The organism is Streptomyces sp. P9-2, assembly GCF_051903975.1.
In the GTDB taxonomy this organism is placed as follows: domain Bacteria; phylum Actinomycetota; class Actinomycetes; order Streptomycetales; family Streptomycetaceae; genus Streptomyces; species Streptomyces cellulosae.
Genome location: NZ_CP192633.1, coordinates 467052 through 488506, shown reverse-complemented (window position 1 = coordinate 488506; position 21455 = coordinate 467052). Strand labels below are relative to the sequence as shown.

Annotated in this window: 11 protein-coding genes and 3 pseudogenes; 2 read left to right on the top strand and 12 right to left on the bottom strand. The window is 66.6% G+C overall.

All coding sequences use genetic code 11. From position 1 onward, the window contains the following. Position 1 precedes the first annotated feature (1 nt). The 10 genes and pseudogenes from ACQY0Z_RS02210 to ACQY0Z_RS02165 form a co-directional block, all read right to left on the bottom strand. Positions 2-691 carry a DNA/RNA non-specific endonuclease gene (locus ACQY0Z_RS02210; protein WP_439813338.1) on the bottom strand — a complete coding sequence of 230 codons (690 nt, stop codon included), beginning with the start codon at positions 689-691 and terminating at the stop codon, positions 2-4. Between the two features lie 57 nt (positions 692-748). Next, a pseudogene (locus ACQY0Z_RS02205) lies at positions 749-1519 on the bottom strand (RHS repeat-associated core domain-containing protein); the annotation flags it as partial. A 98-nt stretch (positions 1520-1617) separates the two neighbouring features. Continuing rightward, the gene (locus ACQY0Z_RS02200) at positions 1618-2865 is read right to left on the bottom strand and encodes an IS256 family transposase (RefSeq protein WP_159674542.1); all 1248 of its coding nucleotides are present in this window, start codon (positions 2863-2865) and stop codon (positions 1618-1620) included. A 125-nt stretch (positions 2866-2990) separates the two neighbouring features. Continuing rightward, a pseudogene (locus ACQY0Z_RS02195) lies at positions 2991-3473 on the bottom strand (hypothetical protein); the annotation flags it as partial. Positions 3474-3891: 418 nt separating this feature from the next. Continuing rightward, complete coding sequence (locus ACQY0Z_RS02190; RefSeq protein WP_439811768.1) at positions 3892-4245, bottom strand: hypothetical protein; 354 nt, start codon at positions 4243-4245, stop codon at positions 3892-3894. A 30-nt stretch (positions 4246-4275) separates the two neighbouring features. After that, positions 4276-4653, bottom strand: a complete 378-nt coding sequence (locus ACQY0Z_RS02185; RefSeq protein ID WP_155553692.1) for a hypothetical protein — start codon at positions 4651-4653, stop codon at positions 4276-4278. A 96-nt stretch (positions 4654-4749) separates the two neighbouring features. Then, complete coding sequence (locus ACQY0Z_RS02180) at positions 4750-5487, bottom strand: nucleic acid/nucleotide deaminase domain-containing protein (protein ID WP_337657416.1); 738 nt, start codon at positions 5485-5487, stop codon at positions 4750-4752. A 15-nt stretch (positions 5488-5502) separates the two neighbouring features. Then, positions 5503-7044 (bottom strand): annotated as a pseudogene (locus tag ACQY0Z_RS02175) (RHS repeat-associated core domain-containing protein); the annotation flags it as partial. A gap of 413 nt (positions 7045-7457) precedes the next feature. Beyond that, on the bottom strand, positions 7458-8072 hold the full coding sequence (locus ACQY0Z_RS02170; RefSeq protein ID WP_439811767.1) for a hypothetical protein: 615 nt from the start codon (positions 8070-8072) through the stop codon (positions 7458-7460). 22 nt (positions 8073-8094) lie between these two features. After that, positions 8095-16842, bottom strand: a complete 8748-nt coding sequence (locus ACQY0Z_RS02165) for a golvesin C-terminal-like domain-containing protein (RefSeq protein ID WP_439811766.1) — start codon at positions 16840-16842, stop codon at positions 8095-8097. Positions 16843-17303: 461 nt separating this feature from the next. Between ACQY0Z_RS02165 and ACQY0Z_RS02160 the strand changes: the two genes are divergently transcribed. Together ACQY0Z_RS02160 and ACQY0Z_RS02155 are read left to right on the top strand one after the other, a co-directional pair. Next, positions 17304-17690 carry an MmpS family transport accessory protein gene (locus tag ACQY0Z_RS02160; protein WP_439811765.1) on the top strand — a complete coding sequence of 129 codons (387 nt, stop codon included), beginning with the start codon at positions 17304-17306 and terminating at the stop codon, positions 17688-17690. Between the two features lie 67 nt (positions 17691-17757). Further along, a complete protein-coding gene (locus tag ACQY0Z_RS02155) occupies positions 17758-19368 on the top strand; it encodes an N-acetylmuramoyl-L-alanine amidase (protein ID WP_439811764.1) in 1611 nt (536 codons plus the stop codon). Between the two features lie 74 nt (positions 19369-19442). Here ACQY0Z_RS02155 and ACQY0Z_RS02150 read toward each other — a convergent pair whose 3' ends face one another. Next, entirely contained in the window at positions 19443-19868 is a 426-nt protein-coding gene (locus ACQY0Z_RS02150; RefSeq protein ID WP_028959644.1) for an SCO4983 family protein, read from the bottom strand. 104 nt (positions 19869-19972) lie between these two features. Further along, positions 19973-21184, bottom strand: coding sequence for a pyridoxal phosphate-dependent aminotransferase (locus ACQY0Z_RS02145; RefSeq protein ID WP_439811763.1), 1212 nt, complete (start codon positions 21182-21184; stop codon positions 19973-19975). Positions 21185-21455: the final 271 nt, after the last annotated feature.

Genomic DNA, 21455 nt, shown 5'->3' with positions numbered 1-21455 from the left:
GCTATGGCTGATTGATCAAGGGGTAGTTCAGTCTATACCCCTTGTTGCCGACAGCAGTCAAGGTGAGACTTGTCGGCACATTTCCACCGCTTCCGTAGTCCGGGATTACACTGTACAGAATTGTCTCATTCCCTTGGATGCGCTCGGCAATCTCGGTCTCGATGTCCCGCATTTCCGGCGTATTGACGCGGGCATACAGGGGGACTAGATTCCTGCGGTCCTCACCGTCACCTCCCAGTTGACGGGCCAGGAGATGCCCCCTGTGCATACCGGACTTTATGCCCTTCGGGTTGTCTCCCCAGTCCTCGACGGGCCAGGGCGCCTTGGAGCCCCAGATCGCGGTGGCGTCATTGTCGGGGAAGGCAGCCTCTCCGTTGTCCTTCGAGTAGTTGAAGTCTCCCTTGTTGAGGCAGGCGTGCATGCCCGTGGCACGCCCCTGGTCGTCCAGAGGCTGATAGAAGACCCAGGTCTGCCCACCGTTGAGACAACTCGGAGGGAGGTCGCCGGAACCGATGCCCGGATCCGTCTCCACCTCTCCATCAGGGGTGAGGAAACGGCCCTTGTCGTAGTCCTTCGCCTGGTACCAGCGGGACTCGGTCTCTCCGAAGATCTCGCCGACCACCGTGTCAACGGCGTCACCGACGGGATCGAAGTCGAACAACAGGCCCGATACGGAGCTGACCAGGCCCACCGGGTTCCTCTTGCCGGCGAACTTCAGGACGTCCTTCGCGATGTCCGTGATGGAGAAGTGGCCATCGAATTCGACGAAACTGGTGGGGTTGCCCCCGGTGAAGGCGTACCGGTTTCCGGTGTACGGGTCCACACCGAGGTTCATGTCGGCCAGGGCGCCGTTGTACATGTCCCGGGTGGTGAAGCGGTTGAGCCCCGGGTTGTAGTCGCGGAAGCCCATGTCATAGGTGCCGGACTGGGCGTCCCAGCGCTTGGCGTTGTAGCGGTAGGGGTTGTACGTCTCCTTCGTGGGATCGTTGGCGTCCGGCTTGTCGATGCCCGTGAATTCGGACTCGTCCTCGGAGCCGTAGGCGGTGTAGCCGTACGTGGCCTTGGTGTTGCCGCTGCTGTCCGTGAGGGTCTCGACATCGGTGTGGCTGTTGTAGCCGTAGTAGCCGTCTTCGGTCGTGCCGTCGGTGTTGTGCTTGATCTGCGACAGGCGTTCGCCCCACGGGCTGTACTGGTAGGACTTGGTGAGTTTGCCGGCGACCTTCTCGTCGAGGACCTCGCCGGACAGGCCGAGGTACTCGAAGTCGGTGGTCTTGCCGTCCGCGGTCTTGGACGCGGTGCGGTCCAGCGGGTCGAAGGTGTACGTCGTCGACTTCATCGCGCCGGCGTCGTCCGTCTTCTGGGACTCCACGACGTGGTCGAAACCGTCGTACACGCTCCGCTCGATGACCTTGCCGCCGGAGGTTACCGACTCCTGGCGCCCGAAGGGGTCGTAGTTGTAGTTGGCCGTGACCCCGTCGGCGGTGGCAGACAGCAGCCTGTTGCGGTCGTAGGCGTAGGTGTGGGAGGCGACCAGCGTGGTGCCGTCGGCCTTCTTCTCGACCGTCGACTTCAGCGCGCCGTCGGAGTAATTGTCAAGACTTGTGGGTGAGTTGAGTTTCAGGCGGCTTCGAGGTCCTCGACGAGGTGGCCGTTTTCGAAGCGGGCGCCGGAGCGGACGAGGGCGACGAGGTGGGGTGCGGTGACCGCCCGCCAGCGGGCCTGGGCGGCCTCGGCGAGCTTGAACACCATCGCCAGGGCGGCGGCCGGGCTGCCCGCTCCTCGGGTGACCTTCGTCCGCAGCCTGATCGTGGAGAACGTGGACTCGATGGGGTTCGTGGTCCGCAGATGGATCCAGTGCTCGGCGGGGAAGTCGTAGAACGCCAGGAGCTCGTCCAGGTCGTCGGTGATCTTCTTCACGGCCTTGGGCCACTTCGCCCCGTAGGTCTTCTCGAACGCGCGGGCCGCCTTCTCGGCGTGGGTGCGGTCCTCGGCGTTGTAGATCTCCTGCAGGGCCTTCTTCGCTCCGGGCTGCGTGGACTTCGGTAGCGTGTTCATGACATTACGGGTCTTGTGGACCCAGCACCTTTGGTGCCTGGCCTGCGGGAACACCTCCGCCAGGGCCCGCCACAGGCCCATGGCACCGTCGCCCACGACGAGGGCCGGATCGCGCATGCCACGCCGTCGGCAGTCCCGCAGCAGGTCGGCCCACGACTCCGTCGACTCCCGCAGCCCCTCGGCCAGCGCGATCAGCTCCTTGGTGCCGTCCAGACGCACGCCCATCAGGACCAGGACGCAGGAGTGGGCCTGGCCGAGGCGGACCTTGGGGTGGACGCCGTCGGCCCACACGTAGACGTAGTCGGTGCCGGACAGGTCCCGGTTCTGGAAGGCCGTGTGGTCGTCCTGCCACTGCTTCGTGAGCCGGTTCACGGTGGCCGCCGACAGGCCGGCCGCGGAGCCGAGGAACTGCTCAAGGGCGGGCACGAAGTCACCGCTGGACAGCCCGTGCAGGTAGAGCAGCGGCAGGACCTCGCTGATCTTCGGGGACTTGCGGCACCAGGGCGGAAGGATTTTCGAGGAGAACCGCTGCCGTTCACCGGTCGCCTCGTCGACGCGGCGGTCGTTCACTCGCGGGGCGCGGACCTCGACCGGGCCGGCCGCTGTCGTCACGGTGCGGGGACGGTGGTGACCGTTACGCACCACCAGACGGTGGCCGCGTTCGTCCCGCTCGGCAGCCAACTCGGCTATGTACTGGTCGACTTCCGCTTCCAGAGCGGCGGCGAGCATCCGGCGGGCGCCTTCCCGCACGATCTCGTCGATCAGCGAACCGGTAGCGGTGGAGCCGTCTTCGTTGACTACGCTGAGCACGGGCGTGCCTTCCCGACCCGCGCTGCGAACGCGGGCCTGACTTGGTGACCGATACAGGATCATTCGGGAAGGTACGCCCTTCGCGTGCCGTCCCGAAGACCGATCCACAAGTCATGAGCATTGCTCGCGCCGTCGAGGTAGTAGGCGTAGTCGACGGTGTTGTCGTTGGCCTTGGTCTCCTTCAGCTTCTGGCCGCGGTCGGTGTATGTGTACGACGTCACCTTCGGGTCGGTGTCCGTCGCCGTCTTACCGACCGACACCGTCTTGACCAGTTCGCGCAGGTCGTAGGTGTACGCGGAGTGCTGGGTCGGGTGGGTGACCGTCTCGGGCTGGCCGTTGGCGTCGTAGGTGTACGACGTCGCCTTCTTCTCCGTACCGGACAGCGACTCCGTGACCTTCTGGACCTGGTTGAGGCCCGTGTAGGCGACGGTGTAGGCGTCGATCCGCGCCCCGGAGGAGGTGTCGTCGATCGACGTCAGGTTGCCATTGACGTCGTAGGCGTAGGTGAAGGTCTTCTTCTCGTTGTCGGTGTCCGCGGAGTTGTCACGGACCAGCTTGACCGCGTCGGCCACTACGGTGCCGGTGCTGTTCTGCTCCAGATTCAGCTCGGTGTCCTCGCCCGTGGACCCTGCGACGCAAGGAAGGTGCAAGGCTCAGCCTCGTGGAATCCGTCACCGTTTGTTCGGTGCATCATCTGCAAAAGTCAGCGGTCAGCCTGAACCTTTTCCTCCGCCGTCCCGAGGCCGGCCTCGTACAGCGCGGCGACCACCCACATTGCGGGAACGCGGCCCCCTTGCGCGGCGACCAGGTACCACTTGAAGGCGTCTTCCTCTTCGTCCCGCGCATTATGGGGCGTCCCTGAGGCATGCTCGCTGTTGGCTGATCAGTACGGTCGGAAACTTCGAGGACGCAGCAGGCGGGCTCGCCGATGGATTCGACGGGCCCGCCGGGACTGGCTATTCACTCACCAGGAGACAGACACCTGTCATGTTCCGTGTGGTGTGCAGGCGTCATTCATGGGTCAGGTCAGGGTCCGAACATTCCGGCGTACGGATCCGGCTCGCCCGTCCAGGGGTCCAGTCCGGCTTCCCACATGCGTTCTTCCTCGTCGCGGTTGAGGAAAACCGCTGACTCCCGTCCCCAGAGTGAGAGATCGCCGAGAGGGCACTCGTCGAAGTCTCCCCGCAGGACGCGCACGAGGAATTGCACCATCCCGCAGTCGTAACGACGCCACAGACCGTCGTCCCGGTTGTACACCAGGACGGGCCACCTGCCCGGCTCCTCGTCCGAGGCATCCCAGCAGAGAAGGTCGGCGCTCGCGTCCCCACCCCAGGCGATCAGCTCAGGGCGGGCCTCCGCGAGCTCGGGTGCCTTTCGCACCCACGACCAAGCCTCCCGGGCCACCTGAGGTCATCGATGTTCTTGGCGGATCACTCGGATTCCAAACGGGCGCATATCGTCCGCAACTTCGATGAGGAATCCGCTCAGTTGCAGGGAGTCCGCGAGCGTCTTCTGCATGTCAGACGAGTGCTGGGCAACCCGTGCAAGAAACGGAGACTGCAACTCTTGTGACCGGATTAGTTCTTTTACTTTCGAGGAGATCAAGTTTGGGAGTTTCCATGCAATGTAAACTCCTCCGGCTTCATCGTCGCCTGCATCAATCTCCACGGAAAATCCACCACAATCCCCAGATGCCGGGGAAAAGCCGTGGGACTTCAGTGTCATTGTGGTGAGTTCAGCCAATTCGCGGATGCCGCGAAGGGTTTCTTCGCTCATGTGGTCGACCATGTGAGATCTCCTTCTGTGCTGGAACCGGGGACCCGGCAACGGGATTCTCCTCCTGTTGCCGGGCCCTAGGATGTCACGATCCGATCAGGGGGTCCGCTAGTACCCCTTTGCCCGCCTGATCATCTCGCTCAGCATCTCGTTCGACTGCTGATTCATCAAGAGTCCCAATTCCGTCGTCTTGGTGTGCCATGGGACAGACCAGGAGACCGGCGTCCCATTTTCCAGCGTCTTTGCCAACATGGGGTCACATTTGTCGGGGCAGGGCTGTCGTTCGCTGTATAGCGCTCTAATCTTACTCGGATCGATTTTCATGGCCGTGAGCTGGGCCAGGATGTCATCTTCCGAGTGATACTCTTTGCCGTTTACCTTGCCCTTGCTGAAACCGATCACCGGCGCATCAAGGCCCTCTACCCAGGCTGCGGCAACGTTCCGACCGTCACCGACTCCCGATTTCACACGTGCATTGAACGCCGCCCTGCTCAGATCGTCGCTGTTGTACGCGATCTCGCCACTGGATGCCGAGAATCCTCCGGAGGATCCGCTGTCGGCGCTACGGAGGTTCGCGATGTCATCGAAGAGGTTCTGAAGACCTGAGCCGAAGACGCCCGCCGATTCCATAGCGAGGGCCCCGCCCGCCGTGGCGGTGGCCGCGCCGAGTGCACATGAGGCGCCGAGCGTTGGAATGCCACCGACGACGCACTCACCCGCGCCGACGACCACAGCTGCGACGCCGAGTACAGTGCCTCCGGCCCCTGCCCCGGTCTCGAGAAGGTCCCAGCCGATGTCTTGCAGAGTGTCGGAATTCTCCGAGAACCAGTCACCCGTGGCGTCCAGCGTGTCGGAGCACCAGTCGCACCAGTCGTGTCCGTCGAGTTCGATACGGCTGATGGGGTTGCCGCCGGTGAAGGCGTACCGGTTACCGGTATAGGGATCGTTGCCCAGGCTCACGTCGGCGAGGGCGCCGTTGTACATGTCCCGGGTGGTGAAGCGGTTGAGGCCCGGGTTGTAGTCACGGAAGCCCATGTCGTAGGTGCCGGACTGGGCGTCCCAGCGCTTGGAGTTGTAGCGGTAGGGGTTGTAGTCCTCCTTGGTGGCGTCGGTGGTGTCGGGCTTGTCGATGCCGGTGAACTCGGACTCGTCGTTGGCGCCGTAGGCGGTGTAGCCGTAGGTGGCCTTCGTGTCGCCGTTGTCGTCCGTCAGGGTTTCGACGTCGGAGTGGCTGTTGTAGCTGTAGTAGCCGTCCTCGGCCGTGCCGTCCGTGTTGTGCTTGACCTGCGACAGGCGTTTGCCCCAGGGGCTGTACTGGTACGACTTGGTGAGCTCGCCGGCGACCTCTTCGTTCAGCACTTCGCCGGACAGGCCGAGGTAGGTGAAGTCGGTGGTCTTGCCGTCCGCTGTCTTCGAGGCGGTGCGGTCCAGGGGGTCGAAGGTGTACGTGGTGGACTTCATCGCGCCGGTGTCGTCCATCTTCTGGGACTCCACGACGTGGTCGAAGCCGTCGTACACGCTGCGGGAGATGACCTTGCCCTGCGATGTCACCGACTGCTGGCGGCCGAAGGGGTCGTAGTTGTAGTCGGCCGTGACGCCGGATGTCGTCGCGGTCAGCAGCCGGTTGCGGTCGTAGTGATATGTGGTGCTGGTGCCCTTGACCGTCTGACTGATGACGTTGGCGTTGTCGTCGTGGACGTAGGTTTCCGTGCCGGCGCCATTGCCCGTCTTGACCGACTTGGTGAGCCGGTTGGCCGGGTCGTAGGAGTAGTCGGTCGTGGAGTCGAGGTACGCCGTGTGGTTGTCGGCGTTCATCTTCTTCGCGACGTCCTGTGCCTTGTTGCCGTTGGGGTCGTAGGCGTAGGTGTGGGAGGCGACCAGCGTGGTGCCGTCGGCCTTCTTCTCGACCGTCGACTTCAGCGCGCCGTCGAGGTAGTAGGCGAAGTCGACGGTGTTGTCGTTGGCCTTGGTCTCCTTCAGCTTCTGGCCGCGGTCCGTGTATGTGTACGACGTCACCTTCGGGTCGGTGTCCGTCGCCGTCTTACCGACCGACACCGTCTTGACCAGTTCGCGCAGGTCGTAGGTGTACGCGGAGTGCTGGGTCGGGTGGGTGACCGTCTCGGGCTGGCCGTTGGCGTCGTAGGTGTACGACGTCGCCTTCTTCTCCGTACCGGACAGCGACTCCGTGACCTTCTGGACCTGGTTGAGGCCCGTGTAGGCGACGGTGTAGGCGTCGATCCGCGCCCCGGAGGAGGTGTCGTCGATCGACGTCAGGTTGCCATTGACGTCGTAGGCGTAGGTGAAGGTCTTCTTCTCGTTGTCGGTGTCCGCGGAGTTGTCACGGACCAGCTTGACCGCGTCGGCCACTACGGTGCCGGCGCTGTTCTGCTCCAGATTCAGCTCGGTGTCCTCGCCCGTGGACCCTGCGACGCAAGGAAGGTGCAAGGCTCAGCCTCGTGGAATCCGTCACCGTTTGTTCGGTGCATCATCTGCAAAAGCCAGCGGTCAGCCTGAACCTTTTCCTCCGCCGTCCCGAGGCCGGCCTCGTACAGCGCGGCGACCACCCACATTGCGGGAACGCGGCCCCCTTGCGCGGCGACCAGGTACCACTTGAAGGCGTCTTCCTCTTCGTCCCGCGCATTATGGGGCGTCCCTGAGGCATGCTCGCTGTTGGCTGATCAGTACGGTCGGAAACTTCGAGGACGCAGCAGGCGGGCTCGCCGATGGATTCGACGGGCCCGCCGGGACTGGCTATTCACTCACCAGGAGACAGACACCTGTCATGTTCCGTGTGGTGTGCAGGCGTCATTCATGGGTCAGGGTCCGAACATTCCGGCGTACGGATCCGGCTCGCCCGTCCAAGGGTCCAGTCCGGCTTCCCACCTGCGTTCTTCCTCGTCGCGGTTGAGGAAAACCGCTGACTCCCGTCCCCAGAGTGAGAGATCGCCGAGAGGGCATTCGTCGAAGTCTCCCCGCAGGACGCGCACGAGGAATTGCACCATCCCGCAGTCGTAACGACGCCACAGACCGTCGTCCCTGTTGTACACCAGGACGGGCCACCTGCCCGGGTCCTCGTCCGAGGCATCCCAGCAGAGAAGGTCGGCGCTCGCGTCTCCACCCCAGGCGATCAGCTCAGGGCGGGCCTCCGCGAGCTCGGGGGCCTTTCGCACCCACGACCAGGCCTCTCGGGCCACCTCGGTCTCGTTGGCCATGTCGGAGTTCTCCGTCACCGTCCCTCTTGGCTCCGGTTTCAGGACCTCCATATAGTTCCCGATCGAGCCGTACCCGTAGACGTCGATGAACCGACAGTAGTCGGAGGGGAACTGCTTGCCCCAGGACCGGCCGAATTGGTCCCAGTCGACCGACGCGTTGCTCGGTGCCGTGGGCGGCATCGCCTGTCGCAGCTCGTCCAGCTCGTCTTCCCCGGTCACGTCTTCCTCCTCAGGGTGAGCATCATGACATCCCTCCGACAGGTACCTGACGACCTGTGTTGTGGTCCACGAACGAACCGAGGTTTCGCCCCCTGAGATCGTTGGACACGAATGTGGGTGCGACCACGGTCTGTAGTACCCCAGTTTCGGGGTCGATGCCGTAAGCACTCATGTGAAACCCGGTAGGTACCGTCCTGCGGCCACTGTAGCTCGGCCGCACCGTGTAGTAGACGTCCAGGTTCGCGTTGACGGCGTCCATGACCTTCTGCTCGTAGTAGGCCATGTGCTTGTCGCCCTGTCGGGAACCTTTCTGCTTTGCATTGGCCCCGCGTGCACATGTGGCCAGGTTGTGCGGGTCGGTACCGGACCCGCCCAACTGATTGGCGAGGAGGTGACACGCGTTGATGTTCTCTCGCACCGGTTTGGCCCCCAGGTGGGCGGCGACCCTCTGCGCCCACCGGTAGCCCGGCGGCGCGAAGACGCTGGTATTTGTCTCCGTGCCCTTCTTCAGCGTCGCCTTGTTGAGGCAGGACGTCATATAGGTGGCACGGTTGCCGTTCTTCTTGTCCAAGGCCCCATGCTCGACCCAACCGCAGCTGCTGGAGCCGTTGTCCCCCGACCGCGGCTTGGGGGTGGGCTTAGGGGTGGGCTTGGGTGCCGGCTCCGGTTCGTCGGACCCGGACGAGTCGTCGTCGGCCCTGTCCGCCACTTCCGAGGCCACCGTGACCACACCGGCCGTGACGATGGTTGCCCCCACCAGGGCCACGGTCGCCTCGGCCACGGGTATCGCGGCGAGCAGGAAGAAGAAGTGGCCGTCGACCTCCACGCTGCTAGTGGGGTTACCACCGGTGAAGGCGTAACGGTTGCCGGTGAAGGGGTCGGTGCCGAGCCCCATGTCGGCGAGGGCGCCGTTGTACATGTCCCGGGTGGTGAAGCGGTTGAGCCCCGGGTCGTAGTCGCGGAAGCCCATGTCGTAGGTGCCGGACTGGGCGTCCCAGCGCTTGGAGTTGTAGCGGTAGGGGTTGTAGTCCTCCTTGGTGGGGTCGGTGGTGTCGGGCTTGTCGATGCCGGTGAACTCGGATGTGTCGTCCGAACCGTAGGCGGTGTAGCCGTAGGTGGCCTTCGTGTCGCCGTTCTTGTCCGTCAGGGTTTCGACGTCGGTGTGGCTGTTGTAGCCGTAGTAGCCGTCCTCCGTCGTACCGTCCGTGTTGTGCTTGACCTGCGACAGGCGCTCGCCCCACGGGCTGTACTGGTACGACTTCGTCAGCTGACCGGCGACCTCCTCGGTCAGTACCTCATCGGACAGACCGAGGTAGTTGAACTGGGACGTCTTGCCGTCGGCAGTCTTGGATACGGTGCGATCGAGCGGGTCGAAGGTGTAGGTGGTGGACTTCATCACGCCGGCGCCGTCCCTCGTCTGGGACTCGATGACGTGGTCGAAGCCGTCGTAGATGCTCCGCGAGACGATTTGACCGCCGCTGGTGACGGATTCCTGGCGGCCGAACGGGTCGTAATTGAAGGTGGACGTGGCCCCCGAAGTCGTGGAGGTCAGCAGCCGGTTACGGTCGTAGGTGAAGGTCGTGGACGTGTCCTTGACCGTCTGGCTGATGACGTTGGCGTTGTCGTCGTGAACGTACTTCTCGGTGGCGGCCCCGTTGCCGGTCTTGACCGACTCGGACAGCCGGTCGACCGGGTCATAGGTGTAGTTGGTGGTGGAGTCGAGATATGCCGTGTGGTTGTCGGCGTTCATCTTCTTCGCCACGTCCTGCGCCTTGTTGCCGTTGGCGTCGTAGGCGTAGGTGTGCGACGAGACGAGAGTGCCGTTCGGCTTCTTCTCCTCCTGGGTCCGCAGCACGCCGTCGAGGTAATAGGTGTAGTCGACGGTGTTGTTGTTGGCCTTCGTCTCCTGCCGTATCTGGCCGCGGTCCGTGTAGGTGTACGACGTCACCTTCGGCGAGGTGTCGCTCGCGCTCTTGCCGACGGAGACCGTCTTGACCAGCTCACGCACGTCGTAGGTGTACCTGGCGTACTGGTCGGGGTGGGTGACCGTCTCGGGTTGACTGTTGGCGTCGTAGGTATAGGTGGTAGAGGTCTTCTCCTCACCCGCCAGCGCCTCGGTGATCTTCTGGACCTGGTTCAGGCCCGTGTAGGTGACTGTGTACGAGTCGATCTTCGTCCCGGACGAGGTGTCGTCGATCGACGTCAGGTTGCCGTTGACGTCGTAGGCGTAGGTGAAGGTGTGCTTCTCCGTGTCCGCGTCGCCGGAGTTGTCGCGCACCAGCTTGACTCCGTCGGCCACGACGGCGCCGCCGCTGCTCTGGAACAACTGGAGCTTGGACGCGTTGCCCTGCGTGAAGGTGTACGTGCCGAGCGGGACCCAGGTGCCGGCCCCGGTGGCCTGGCTGACGGTCTTGTCCGTGCTCCCGCCTGCGTGCGTGACCGTGTACTTCGCCGTCGTCGTAGCGCCGGTGACCTGCGGGAATTTGACGTAGGCGGTGTAGGTGCCGTCCCTGGGGATGTTCAGCGTCCAGGTGAACGCGTCCGACCCGGTTCCTGAGGCGTGCACCTGGTGGTCGTAGCCCTGCTGTCCGGCGACGCTGGCCTTGGTCCAGGTGCCGGTGGAACTGGTGTTCTGGGTGTCGGAGTTATCGACGAGCGGGACGGCGCTGCCCACCGGCACACCGTCGTCGGTCTTCGACTTCAGCTTGCCGTTCGGGTAGTACGTCCAGCCCATCGTGCGCTTGAGGGAGCCGCCCGCCGAGCTCAGGGTCCTGGCTGTCTGCTGTCCCAGCTCGTTGTAGCCGTAGGTGGTGGTGATGTCCCACGGGTCGGTCGACGACTTGATCCACCCGTTGTCGAAGTAGTCGACGGTGGAGTCGTTCCGAACCGTCTGGCCCTCCGACGGTGGCAGCGAGGTCTTGGTGACCCGGCCCACCTTGTCGTAAGTAGTCTGGGTGTAGACGTTCGGGCTGTTGTAACGGGTGTCCGCCGGGTCGTACGGCTGGAACTGCTTGACCGGGCGGTTCAGCGCGTCGTACTCGGTACGCGCGGTGAACGCCGTGGTCGTCCCGGCCTCGACGGCCCGCGGGGTGATCACCTTGGTGGTGTTGCCGACCTGGTCGTACTCGTACCGGGTCGTGCGGTACGTGATCGGGCCGGTACCGTCGTGCGGAACCTTGACCTCGGTCTGCTTGCCCCGCTCGTCGTAGCTGACCGTGGTGGTGTTGTTCTCGGCGTCCGTCGTGGAGACGACCAGCGAGTCCTTGTCGTAGGACTGCTTCGTGGTCTGGCCGGCCGCGTCCGTGGTGACCGTGGCCCGATGGTTGAGGTCGTAGGCCGTTTTGACTGTGAAGTCGGCCGGGTCAGCGGTCGCGTTCTTCTTCGGGTCGATGACGGTGGTGACGTTGCCGACGTTGTCGTATTCGTAGGACAGCTTGTCCTTTGCGGCATTGACCACGGAGGACAACTGGTAGATCTCGTTGTAGGTGTTGGTGGTGACGTAGTCGTCGGGAACTGCGGTGGTAGCAGTGCCCTTGGGCTCCGTGGTCGTCTTCAGGTGACCGGTCTTGTCGTAGGTGTAGGTCGTCCTCTTCTCAGGACCGGTCGGGGTGTCCTTCGGCGCGGTGGCCGAGGTGATCTGGTCCGCAGCGTCGTACACCGCTGCGGACACCGCGCCGTTGGGCGCCGTGGACGTGGTGACATTGTCGTTGGCGTCGTACACGGGCGCCGGAGTGGTGATCAGCTCACCTGCCGCCTGGTCCTTCGGCACCGTGCTGACCAGCGGTCGGCCGAACGTGTCATACGTCTGCGTGGTCTTCTTGCCCAGGGCGTCGGTGACCTCGCGGACCTGTCCGCGCTCGTCGTAGACGAACGTCGCCGACTCGCCCAATGCGTCCGTGATCGTCGCCGGGTAGCCCGTCGGGCCGAAGTCGCTGTACGTCGTCGGGTTTCCGTTGGCGTCGACGGCCTTGGTGAGCTGGCCGTAGGAGTCGTACTCGTACGACGTCGTGTAGTCGCCCGCCGTAGCAGTCGCCACGCCCTTGGGGTCGGTGACCGTCTTCAGGTTGCCGAAGGCGTCATAGCCGAACTGCCAGGCGCGGCCCTCGGGGGAGCTCTTGCGCCACAGGTCGGCGGCGTAGCCGTCGGCGCGGGTCTGGTACTCGTACCTCGCCGTGTCGGCGGGCCACTTGGAGGTGTCCGTCACACAGGTGGTCGCCTGGTCGGGCACGCCCGTCTTGTTGTTCTCGGCGTCACGCGACCAGAGCGGGTAGCCGGTCTTCTGGTCGTAGCAGTACGCGGTCTTGGCGCCGTTGGCCTCCTCCAGGTAGGTGACGTTGTTGTCCGCGTCCCAGCTCATCTTGGTGGTCTGGGACTTGGCGTTGGTGGTCTGGACGGGGCGGCCGTAGTCGTCGGTGACGTACTTCGTCGCGTGGGACTCGGCGTCCGTCACGGTGGTGTCCGTGAACTTGGGGTTCGCGGTGTTCGCCGCGTACGTGTAGCCGGTGTTCCCGCCGAGGCGGTCGGTGACGGTCTTCGTCCACCAGTGGTACTTGGGGTCGTCACCGTTCTGCGGGGCGTAGTACGCCAGGTCGGTGCCGTTGCCGCGCGGGTCGGTGACGGTGACCAGTTTGACGTTCTTGTTGCCCTGGGTGGCGTCGTAGGTGAACTTGAAGGTCTTCGGCTGGTCGGAGCCGCTGCCGTCGACCATGCGGCCGAGCAGGCCCTTCTCGGTGTAGTAGAAGGAGATCTTGCGGCCCGAGATGTCCGTCATGGACGCCACGTGGTCGTAGATCTTGGAGTTGGTGAGGTTGGTGCCCGAGACCAGGGCGCCGCTGTCGTCGACGTACGAGTACGTCGCGTCGCCCTTGAGGTAGTAGCCGACGCGCAGCGACTTCCGGCCCGCGGGGTCGGTGATGTACTTGAGGAACTTGGTCGGCTTGTTGTTGGACCTGCGTTCCTCGTACGTGTACGTCTGCGTGTTGCCGTTCTTGTCGACCACCGAGGTCAGGTAGCCGTCGCAGCCGAAGAGGAAGCGGGTGCCGTCCGGGCGCAGCATCGTCCAGGCGTCCGGGACCGGGTCCTTGGTGGGCTTGCAGTCCAGGCCGTCCTTCATCGACAGCCGGTAGTGGACGCCCGCCGGGGCCTTGAAGGTGCCGTCGGCCTGCTTGTGGAAGACGTGCGTGGTGCCGTCGCCGTCCGGCAGGCGGACCTCGGTGGGGTTGGGGTTGGGGTGGAAGTCCAGCGGTGTGCCCAGGCGGATGGGGCCTGCCAGCTGCGCCGACCAGCCCGCGCCCGAGACCGTGTCACTGGTGTCGAGTGAGTTGTAGGAGAAGCGCGCGAACGTCGTCAGACCGCGTCCGGGGTTGGTGAACGCGTTGTAGGACCAGACGCTGTTGCCGGAGGACAGGTTGTTCATCACCGTCGAGCCGGCGCCGGTGTTCTTGCCGGTGTAGGAGTAGAACTTCTCCAGGCCGAGCTGGTTGGAGGTCGGGTCCTCGACCGCCACGCTCTGCTTCAGCGACGGGATGCCGCCGGTGCCGGCCGACAGCCAGCTGCCGTCGGCAATCTTGCGGACGTCCCAGCCGAGCACGTACTCGCCGCGCTTGTTGCCCGAGTCCGAGTTGACGGGTGTGGCGACCTTCGCCTGGATCGTGGCCGACTGGCCGGGCAGCAGCCTCGGGATCGGGGTGGCGAGCTGGTTGCCGCCGGTGGTGACGTCCGTGCCGTCGGGCAGCTTCCAGGTGTAGGACAGCTCACGCTCGCCCGCCACCCACTCCGCGGAGGTGGTGTTGGTGACCGTGAAGTCCACCGTGTAGGTGGTGTTCGGGGTCATCCGGGACGGCGTCTGCGGGGCGTAGTACGTGTCCTCCGTGGTGGAGTCGACGTAGATGACCTGCATGTACGGACGCAGCTGGGGGTCGGCCGTCTCGGCGGACAGGAACAGGGTGCGCTCCTGCGGGCCGGCGGAGGACTCGTCCTTCAGCTTGACGGCGACGCCCTTGTTGCCGGCAGGGTCGTCGATCCAGCCCTGCATCAGGCTGGTGGCGTCCCACTCGCGGCGGCCGACGTCCGCCACCCGGCCGACGGTGCTGGAGACCGCCGGGGACATGTCACCGCCGGCGCTGCTCCAGGTGATGGTGGAGGTGGCGTTGCTCCACGTGGCCTGGGTCTCGTTGAAGTCCCGCGTCAGGGCGTGGAGTTCGTAGAGCGCCCCGTCGGTGTCGGTGGTGGTCTCCGCACCCCACAGGAACATGCGGTTGTTGATCACGGTGGCGGTCGACGGGATACCGGTGGTGGGGAACTTCAGCACGGCGCGGGTCGTGCCGTAGGTGCCGGAGTTGTTACCGACGCTCAGCCACTTCTGGCCCACGCCCCAGGACTGGATGGTGTCCTGGTTGGTGGACGGCTGCTGGGAGGAGAGCGTGGTGTCGGTGACGCCGCCCTGGCTGCCCTGGATGATCTTCATCGTCCGGCCGGCCTTCGGGATGCCCACGATGCGGGTCGGCGACCCGAGCAGTTCCCCGCTCTTGGTCTTCACCGCGATCTGGTAGTAGTACGACTTCCCGATCTCGTTGGCCGCCGAGTCCGGGGTCGGAACCGCGGTGGTGTCCGTGTACGTGGTGGCCGACGAGCTGATCGGCGCGATCAGGGTCGCCGCCGACGGCGTGAACGCCTGCTGCGTGGAGCGGTGCAGCTGGTACTCCACGATGTCCTGGCCGGTGTCCCCGCTGGTGTTGGTGTACGCCTTCCACGACAGCTCCGGGCCCGTGGAGTGCACCACGGTCGGGGAGTTCAGCGCCGTGCCGACCTTGCCGTAGGTCACCGTCAGGCGGGGGATGCTGGAGGTCTCGCCGCCGTAGGAGCCGTCACCGGCCTCGTAGCGGGGGCCGCCGAGCGGGCCGGTGGACGACTCGTCCTTCGCCGCCAGCACGAAGCCGTGGTTGGCGGCGGTGCCGCTCACCCACTTCTGCACCGTGTCGGCGACCGGGAACTCGTGCCACTGGTTGTACTCGCCCGTGTTCTTGACGATCTGGGCCGGGTTCACCAGGCGCACGGCGTCCGCGATCACCGCGGTCGACGTCGACGCGGGACCGTCGCCGAGGACGATCTTGCCAACCGTGCCCTTGGTGAAGGGCAGCTGGCCGCCGCCGTTCAGCGACGTCCAGACACCGTTGGTGCCGGCCGACTGGTCGACGGTGAACGTCTGCGTGCCGTCCCGGTGCGTCACCGTGTACGGGGCGTTCGTCGCCCGGTCGGTGGCCGCGACGTAGTGCACGTCCACGCGGTAGGTGGCGGTGTCGGTGACCTTCGGCTGCCAGGTGTACGTGTCACCGGCGACCGCGTCCTTGTTGTAGCGGTAGTCCTGGCCGATCGCGTACTGCGTCAGCGTCGACCCGGACGCGGGCCAGGAGCCGGTCGCGGCCGTGGTGCCCGCGTCCCCGTCGTCGACCTGGACGCTCGTGCCGGACAGCTCGCCCACCAGCCCGGACGTGTTCGACCAGGTGGCCGTCGACTCGTCCCAGGCGCCGGTCGCGCGGTGCGCCTCGATGGTGACGTCGTTGCCGTTGGTGGTGTGCGACTGGTCGAAGTAGACGCCCAGCCGGGCGCCGTCGACCTTCACCCCGGCCGGGATCTCGTCCAGCGGAAACTTCAGCAGCGAACGCGCCTGGGCGGTGGAGGAGGTCTTGCCGACCGCCAGCTTCCACGAGGAGTTGAAGTTCACGCCCGGCTGGTCCGACAGGACCATGGCGTCCTGCGAACCCGACGGCGACGGCGCGATCGTGATCGTCGGGTCGATCACGACCGGATACTGCCGCTCCTTCGCCGCCAGCCACTTCGCGTCCGGCGTGACCGTCAGCTTCCAGCCGTCACCGTCACGGACCAACTTCTGCGTGACGTCCGCGCTGTACGCGTACCCGTACGGCGACGAGGCCGACTTTCTCGCGTCCGTCATGTACGGGGCCGGTATCACCAGCACCGGCGTGTTCGGCAGCTCACCGAAGAACGCGATCGAGCCGTCCTTGCGCGCCTTCGGCGTCAGGCCCTCGGTGTCCAGGGTGAAGGTGTACGTCACCGGGCCGGCGGGCCGCTCGGCGAGGGTGATGTTCTCCTTCACCCGGCCGGGACCGACCTCGTAGGACAGGTCCGCGCCGCCGACCGCGTCCTTGTAGGTGACGGTGTCGCCCTTGGCCTCCGGCTTCAGGGAGCCGCGCGCCCCCCGCAGGCCGAGGGTGACCGACTGACCCCCCTCCGCCGTCTCGAACCGCAGCAGCCGGTCCGGGTCCGACCCGAACCAGCTACGGCCGGTGTTGGCCGTGTTGGCGAAATCGAAGCCCTTGGCCCTCGTCCCCGTCACCCGGGTGTCGATCGCCTTCCACGCCTTCGAGGACGGGTCCCTGTACGCGGTCGGGGCGGCCGTCAGCTCCGCCTCGACGCGGCCGTCGGACAGCTCCCAGAAGCGGGCCGACGGGGTGCGGCGGGAGGTGAGTTCCTTGACCCGCTTCGCCTTCGGGGCGTTCTTCCCCTTGGCCAGTTTCTGCCGGTCGGCCACGGGCCGGTCACCGTACGACGGCGGCTCGGGCTTTCCCTCCTCGTCGTCTCCGAACCAGCCGGAGACCGTATCGAGAAACCCCTTGTCCTCGCTCTTTCCGGGCTCGGACGGCGGGGCCGCATAAGCGACTTGCGGCAGGAGTGTGCCCGCAATCGCCGCGGCCACCAGACAGGAGAGATATCTCCTGTACGGCACCTTCACGTGCATACCTTTCGACATCGGCGGCCCTCCCCGCCGAACGCGAAAAGGGCGCGCCGAACGAGCCGGCGCGGAGAATCCCGCACGGCTTGGTGCATGGCTGTGCAGCACCTCGCGAGCAGGTGAGAAACCGGTCGCGGGGCGCGGCGGCGGGATTATTGGCAAGCTCGCTGACGCCTTGTCAAGTGAAAGGACATTGAGGGCATTTGGAGGGCCGAACGCCAATGTTTCGCCCCTTTATGTCCGCCCGCTCGCGCGGCACGTTCCGGGTGGTGTATAACCGCCCGGTTCAACTTCAGTTGCATGTCGCATCGATCCGGACCAGGGAAAGCCGAGCCCCGTTCATGTCAGCCAATGAATTCACGGATAACAAAGAGAACGGCACAGCGAACGGCGCACCGAGCGATGCCAGGAACGGCGCACCGAGCGATACCGGGAACGGCGTCGGCGGCAAGGACACGAGCGGCGCCGGCAGAGCCGTTGTGCTGATCGCCGCCGTCCTGCTGCTCGCCTGCGCGGGCCTTGTCGGCTACGGACTGCTCGACACCGAGGAGGAGCCGGGGAAGCCCTCGACGCCGACCGCCGCCGTGACCTACGAGGTCACCGGCGACGGCACGGCCGAGATCTCCTTCCTCGGCCGGAACGAGGACGGCACGGCGACCGTCGTCCGGGACGCCGAACTGCCCTGGAAGCGCACGGTCCAGGTGCCGCTCGGCACGGCCCCCACCGTGGCGATCGTCCTCGGCGAGAAGGGCGGACAGGCCTCCTGCACGCTCGCGGTCCGCGGCAAGCACGTCCAGCGGGCCACCGCCACGGACGCGTTCGGGCGGGCGACCTGCGCGGGCGCACTGCCCGCCGGCGGCAACTGATCACGACGTACACACATCATGAGGGGTGGGCATGAGCCCGAGGGGAATCCGCGCACGGCGTCCGAGGGTGCCGAAGCGCACGATATGGCTGGCGGCCGGTGTCGTCGTCCTGGCGGGTACCGGGGTGACGGCGGTGTCCGTGACCGGCGGCTCCGGGGGGAGCGGTGCCGACGACGCGTCCCGTCCCGCGCAGGCGCACACGCTGTCGCTGGACGGCAAGGACCCGAAGAAGCGCGAACTGCCGCGCACGGACACACAGTTGTTCTCCCTCGTCGGCGTCTCCTGGGAGGACGGCGCCGACGACTTCGAGGGCACCGCGCAGATCCGTACCCGCGGTGCGGAGAGCGGCACGTGGACGGACTGGCGGGACCTCGACTTCGGCATCCGGGCACCGGAGACGGAGGAGGGTGACGCCTCGCGCGTCCGCGGCGCCTCGGAGCCGCTGTGGGTGGGACCGTCGGACGCGGTCGAGGCCCGGGTGGTGGCCGGCGGCAAGGAGACGGCCGTGCCGGACGCCCTGCGGCTCGACATGATCGACCCGGGTGACGAGAAGGGCGGCAAGGGGCAGGGCAAGGGCGGCGGTAACGGCGGCAAGGGGAACGGCAAGGGCAAGCCCTCCACCGAGCCGGGCACCGGCGAGAGCGCCACCGCCACAGCCACCGCCGGTGCCACGCCCTCCGGCGAGGACACCGCGCCGACCACCGCGCCCGAGGAGCCGGCCGAGCCGCCCCAGGAACCCACGGAGGCTCCGGCCACCGAGCAGCCGGCCCCCTCCGACGCCCCGGCCACCTCCGAGGAGCCGGCTCAGGAGCCGACGGCGACAGAGCCCGATGCGCCCGCGCCGAGCGAGGAGCCGACCACCGAACCGGCCCTCCCGGGCGAGGAGCCGACGGCCCCCGCGCCCTCGGACGCACCGACGCAGGAGCCGACGGAAGACCCCGCCGCCCCCGCGCCGAGCGAGGAGCCGGCCACGGAGCCCACCCCGGCCCCGACCGCCGAGCCCACGGCGGAGCCGAGCACCGGGCCGGACCCGAGCGGGTCCACGTCACCGGTCGCTCCCGCCGCCCCCGCGATCGTCAGCCGCGCCGACTGGGGCGCGGACGAGTCGCTCGTCGTCGACCCGCCCTCCTACCTGGACACGGTCGACGCGGTCTTCGTCCACCACACGGCGGGCACCAACGACTACGACTGCGCCGACTCGGCGGCGATCGTCCGGGGGATCCTCACGTACCACGTGGAGACCAACGGCTGGAGCGACATCGGCTACAACTTCTTCGTCGACAAGTGCGGCACGGTCTTCGAGGGCCGGGCGGGCGGCGTCGACAAGCCGGTCCGCGGCGCCCACACCTACGGCTTCAACGGCTACTCGGCCGGTGTCTCACTCCTCGGTGACTACGAGAACGGCGGCACGCCGACCGCAGCGGCCAAGAAGGCCATCGCCGACCTCTCGGCCTGGAAGCTGGGCCTGCACGGCGTCGACCCGGAGGCGCAGGTGACGCTGACCGCCGCCGGCGACACCGGGGTCTACGACACCGGCGAGCAGGCCACGCTGAACACGATCTCCGGCCACCGCGACGGGTACGCGACGCTCTGCCCGGGCGCCGCGCTTTACTCGGCGCTCCCGGAGATCCGCGGTGCGGCCGGCGCGTCGGTGTACGGGAGCCGGCCGGAGAAGTGAGAGGGCGCCCGGTCCGCGCGTCGCTGCGGGTGCGCGCGGACCGGGGCCGTATGCGGGGAGCCCCCGGAGGGGGCTCAGTGGGCGGAGGACGCCAGCGGGCGCTGCTTCAGCGCCGCGGTGTGCGCGTCCATCCGCTCGGCGGCCAGGATCGCCGCCGCCGTGTCCGCGCGGGACGCGGCGACGACCAGGGCGCGCCCGGCGAGCGCGTGCGCCTTCCTGTGCAGGGCCGTCGCGTCCGGCTCGCGGCCGCGCGTGGACGTCGTCGCACGGGCCGGCGTACGTCCTCCCCGCAGGCGGGTGATCTCCTGGGTGAGCCGCTCGGCCGCGGTGTCCAGATCGGCCGAAGGCGCCGCCGCCCGCAGCTCGTCGGTGACGGCGAGCAGCGCGGCGAGATGGCCCGCGAGCTGGATGTCCAGCTCCTCCTCGCGGGACCTGTGGGGGAAGTCGTCGGGGCCGGCCATCGTGCTGTGGACCGACTTGGAGCGGATCGGTTCGTACATGGATGGCCTCCTGGGTGCTGACAGGAAGCCATCCTAGCTTAGATTCTGTCTAAAGTTGAGTTGTAGTCGAAAGTGATCAATCCTCAGTACCGAGTGCGAAAAGCTCAGTGCTGGCTGTAGCCGTCCAGGAAGCGTGCGATGCGGCCCACCGCGTCCCGCAGGTCCGTGGCCGAGGGCAGCGTGACCACGCGGAAGTGGTCCGGCTCCGGCCAGTTGAAGCCGGTGCCCTGCACGACCATGATCTTCTCGCGGCGCAGCAGGTCCAGCACCATCCGCCGGTCGTCCTTGATCTTGAAGACCTCGGGGTCCAGGCGCGGGAACAGGTACAGCGCACCCTTCGGCTTCACACAGCTCACGCCCGGGATCTGGGTCAGCAGCTCGTACGCCACGTCCCGCTGCTCGCGCAGCCGTCCGCCCGGCAGGACCAGGTCCTTGATCGTCTGGCGGCCGCTGAGCGCCGCGACCACCCCGTGCTGGCCCGGCATGTTCGCGCACAGGCGCATGTTCGCCAGGATCGTCAGGCCCTCGATGTAGGAGTCGGCGTGGGCGCGCGGGCCCGAGATCGACATCCAGCCCACCCGGTAGCCGGCCACCCGGTACGCCTTCGACATGCCGTTGAAGGTGAGGGTGAGCAGGTCGGGGGCGACCTTGGCGGTCGGGGTGTGCACGGCGTCGTCGTAGAGGATCTTGTCGTAGATCTCGTCCGAGCAGACCATCAGGTTGTGGCGGCGGGCGATGTCGGTGAGGCCCTTGATGACCGCCTCGTCGTAGACCGCGCCGGTCGGGTTGTTCGGGTTGATGATGACGAGGGCCTTGGTGCGGTCGGTGACCTTGCGCTCCACGTCGGCGAGGTCCGGCATCCAGTCGGACTGCTCGTCGCAGCGGTAGTGCACCGCCGTGCCGCCGGACAGGGAGACGGCCGCCGTCCACAGCGGGTAGTCCGGGGCGGGGACCAGCACCTCGTCGCCGTCGTCCAGCAGGCCCTGCATCGCCATCACGATCAGCTCGGACACGCCGTTGCCGATGAAGACGTGCTCGACGTCGGTCTCGATGCCGAGGGTCTGGTTGTGCATGACGACGGCCCGGCGCGCGGCCAGCAGGCCCTTCGCGTCGCCGTAGCCGTGCGCCGACGACACGTTGCGGAGGATGTCCTCGAGGATCTCGGGCGGGCATTCGAAGCCGAACGCCGCCGGGTTGCCCGTGTTCAGCTTGAGGATGCGGTGACCGGCAGCTTCCAGCCGCATCGCCTCCTCGAGCACCGGGCCCCGGATCTCGTAACAGACGTTGGCGAGCTTGGTCGACTGGATCACCTGCATGCTGGGAGCTTACGGCCCGGTATGGCCCTTCGGGCCGTGTTTTCCGCCACGTGAGACGCGTCGGTTCGGGTGGTTTTGTCCTGCGCGTGGTTCTCCGCGTGACGATCATGGGCGCGCGCCTCCATCACCTCCACACCCAGCCTCCCCACGCCCGGCCCCTCTTTTCGCAGGTCCGCGGGTGAACCTGTAGGCCGTCCCGCGTCCGGCCGCCGGGAGGGCGCGTCATGTCCGTCGGCCGCGGGACGAGCGCTGCCCCGCCGTCACCGAAGGT

What these genes read in the sequence shown, in the direction of transcription:
- ACQY0Z_RS02185 (WP_155553692.1), bottom strand. Translation starts at nt 4,653, where the DNA reads ATGGTCGACCACATGAGCGAAGAAACCCTTCGCGGCATCCGCGAATTG.
- ACQY0Z_RS02165 (WP_439811766.1), bottom strand. Translation starts at nt 16,842, where the DNA reads ATGTCGAAAGGTATGCACGTGAAGGTGCCGTACAGGAGATATCTCTCC.
- ACQY0Z_RS02150 (WP_028959644.1), bottom strand. Translation starts at nt 19,868, where the DNA reads ATGTACGAACCGATCCGCTCCAAGTCGGTCCACAGCACGATGGCCGGC.
- ACQY0Z_RS02145 (WP_439811763.1), bottom strand. Translation starts at nt 21,184, where the DNA reads ATGCAGGTGATCCAGTCGACCAAGCTCGCCAACGTCTGTTACGAGATC.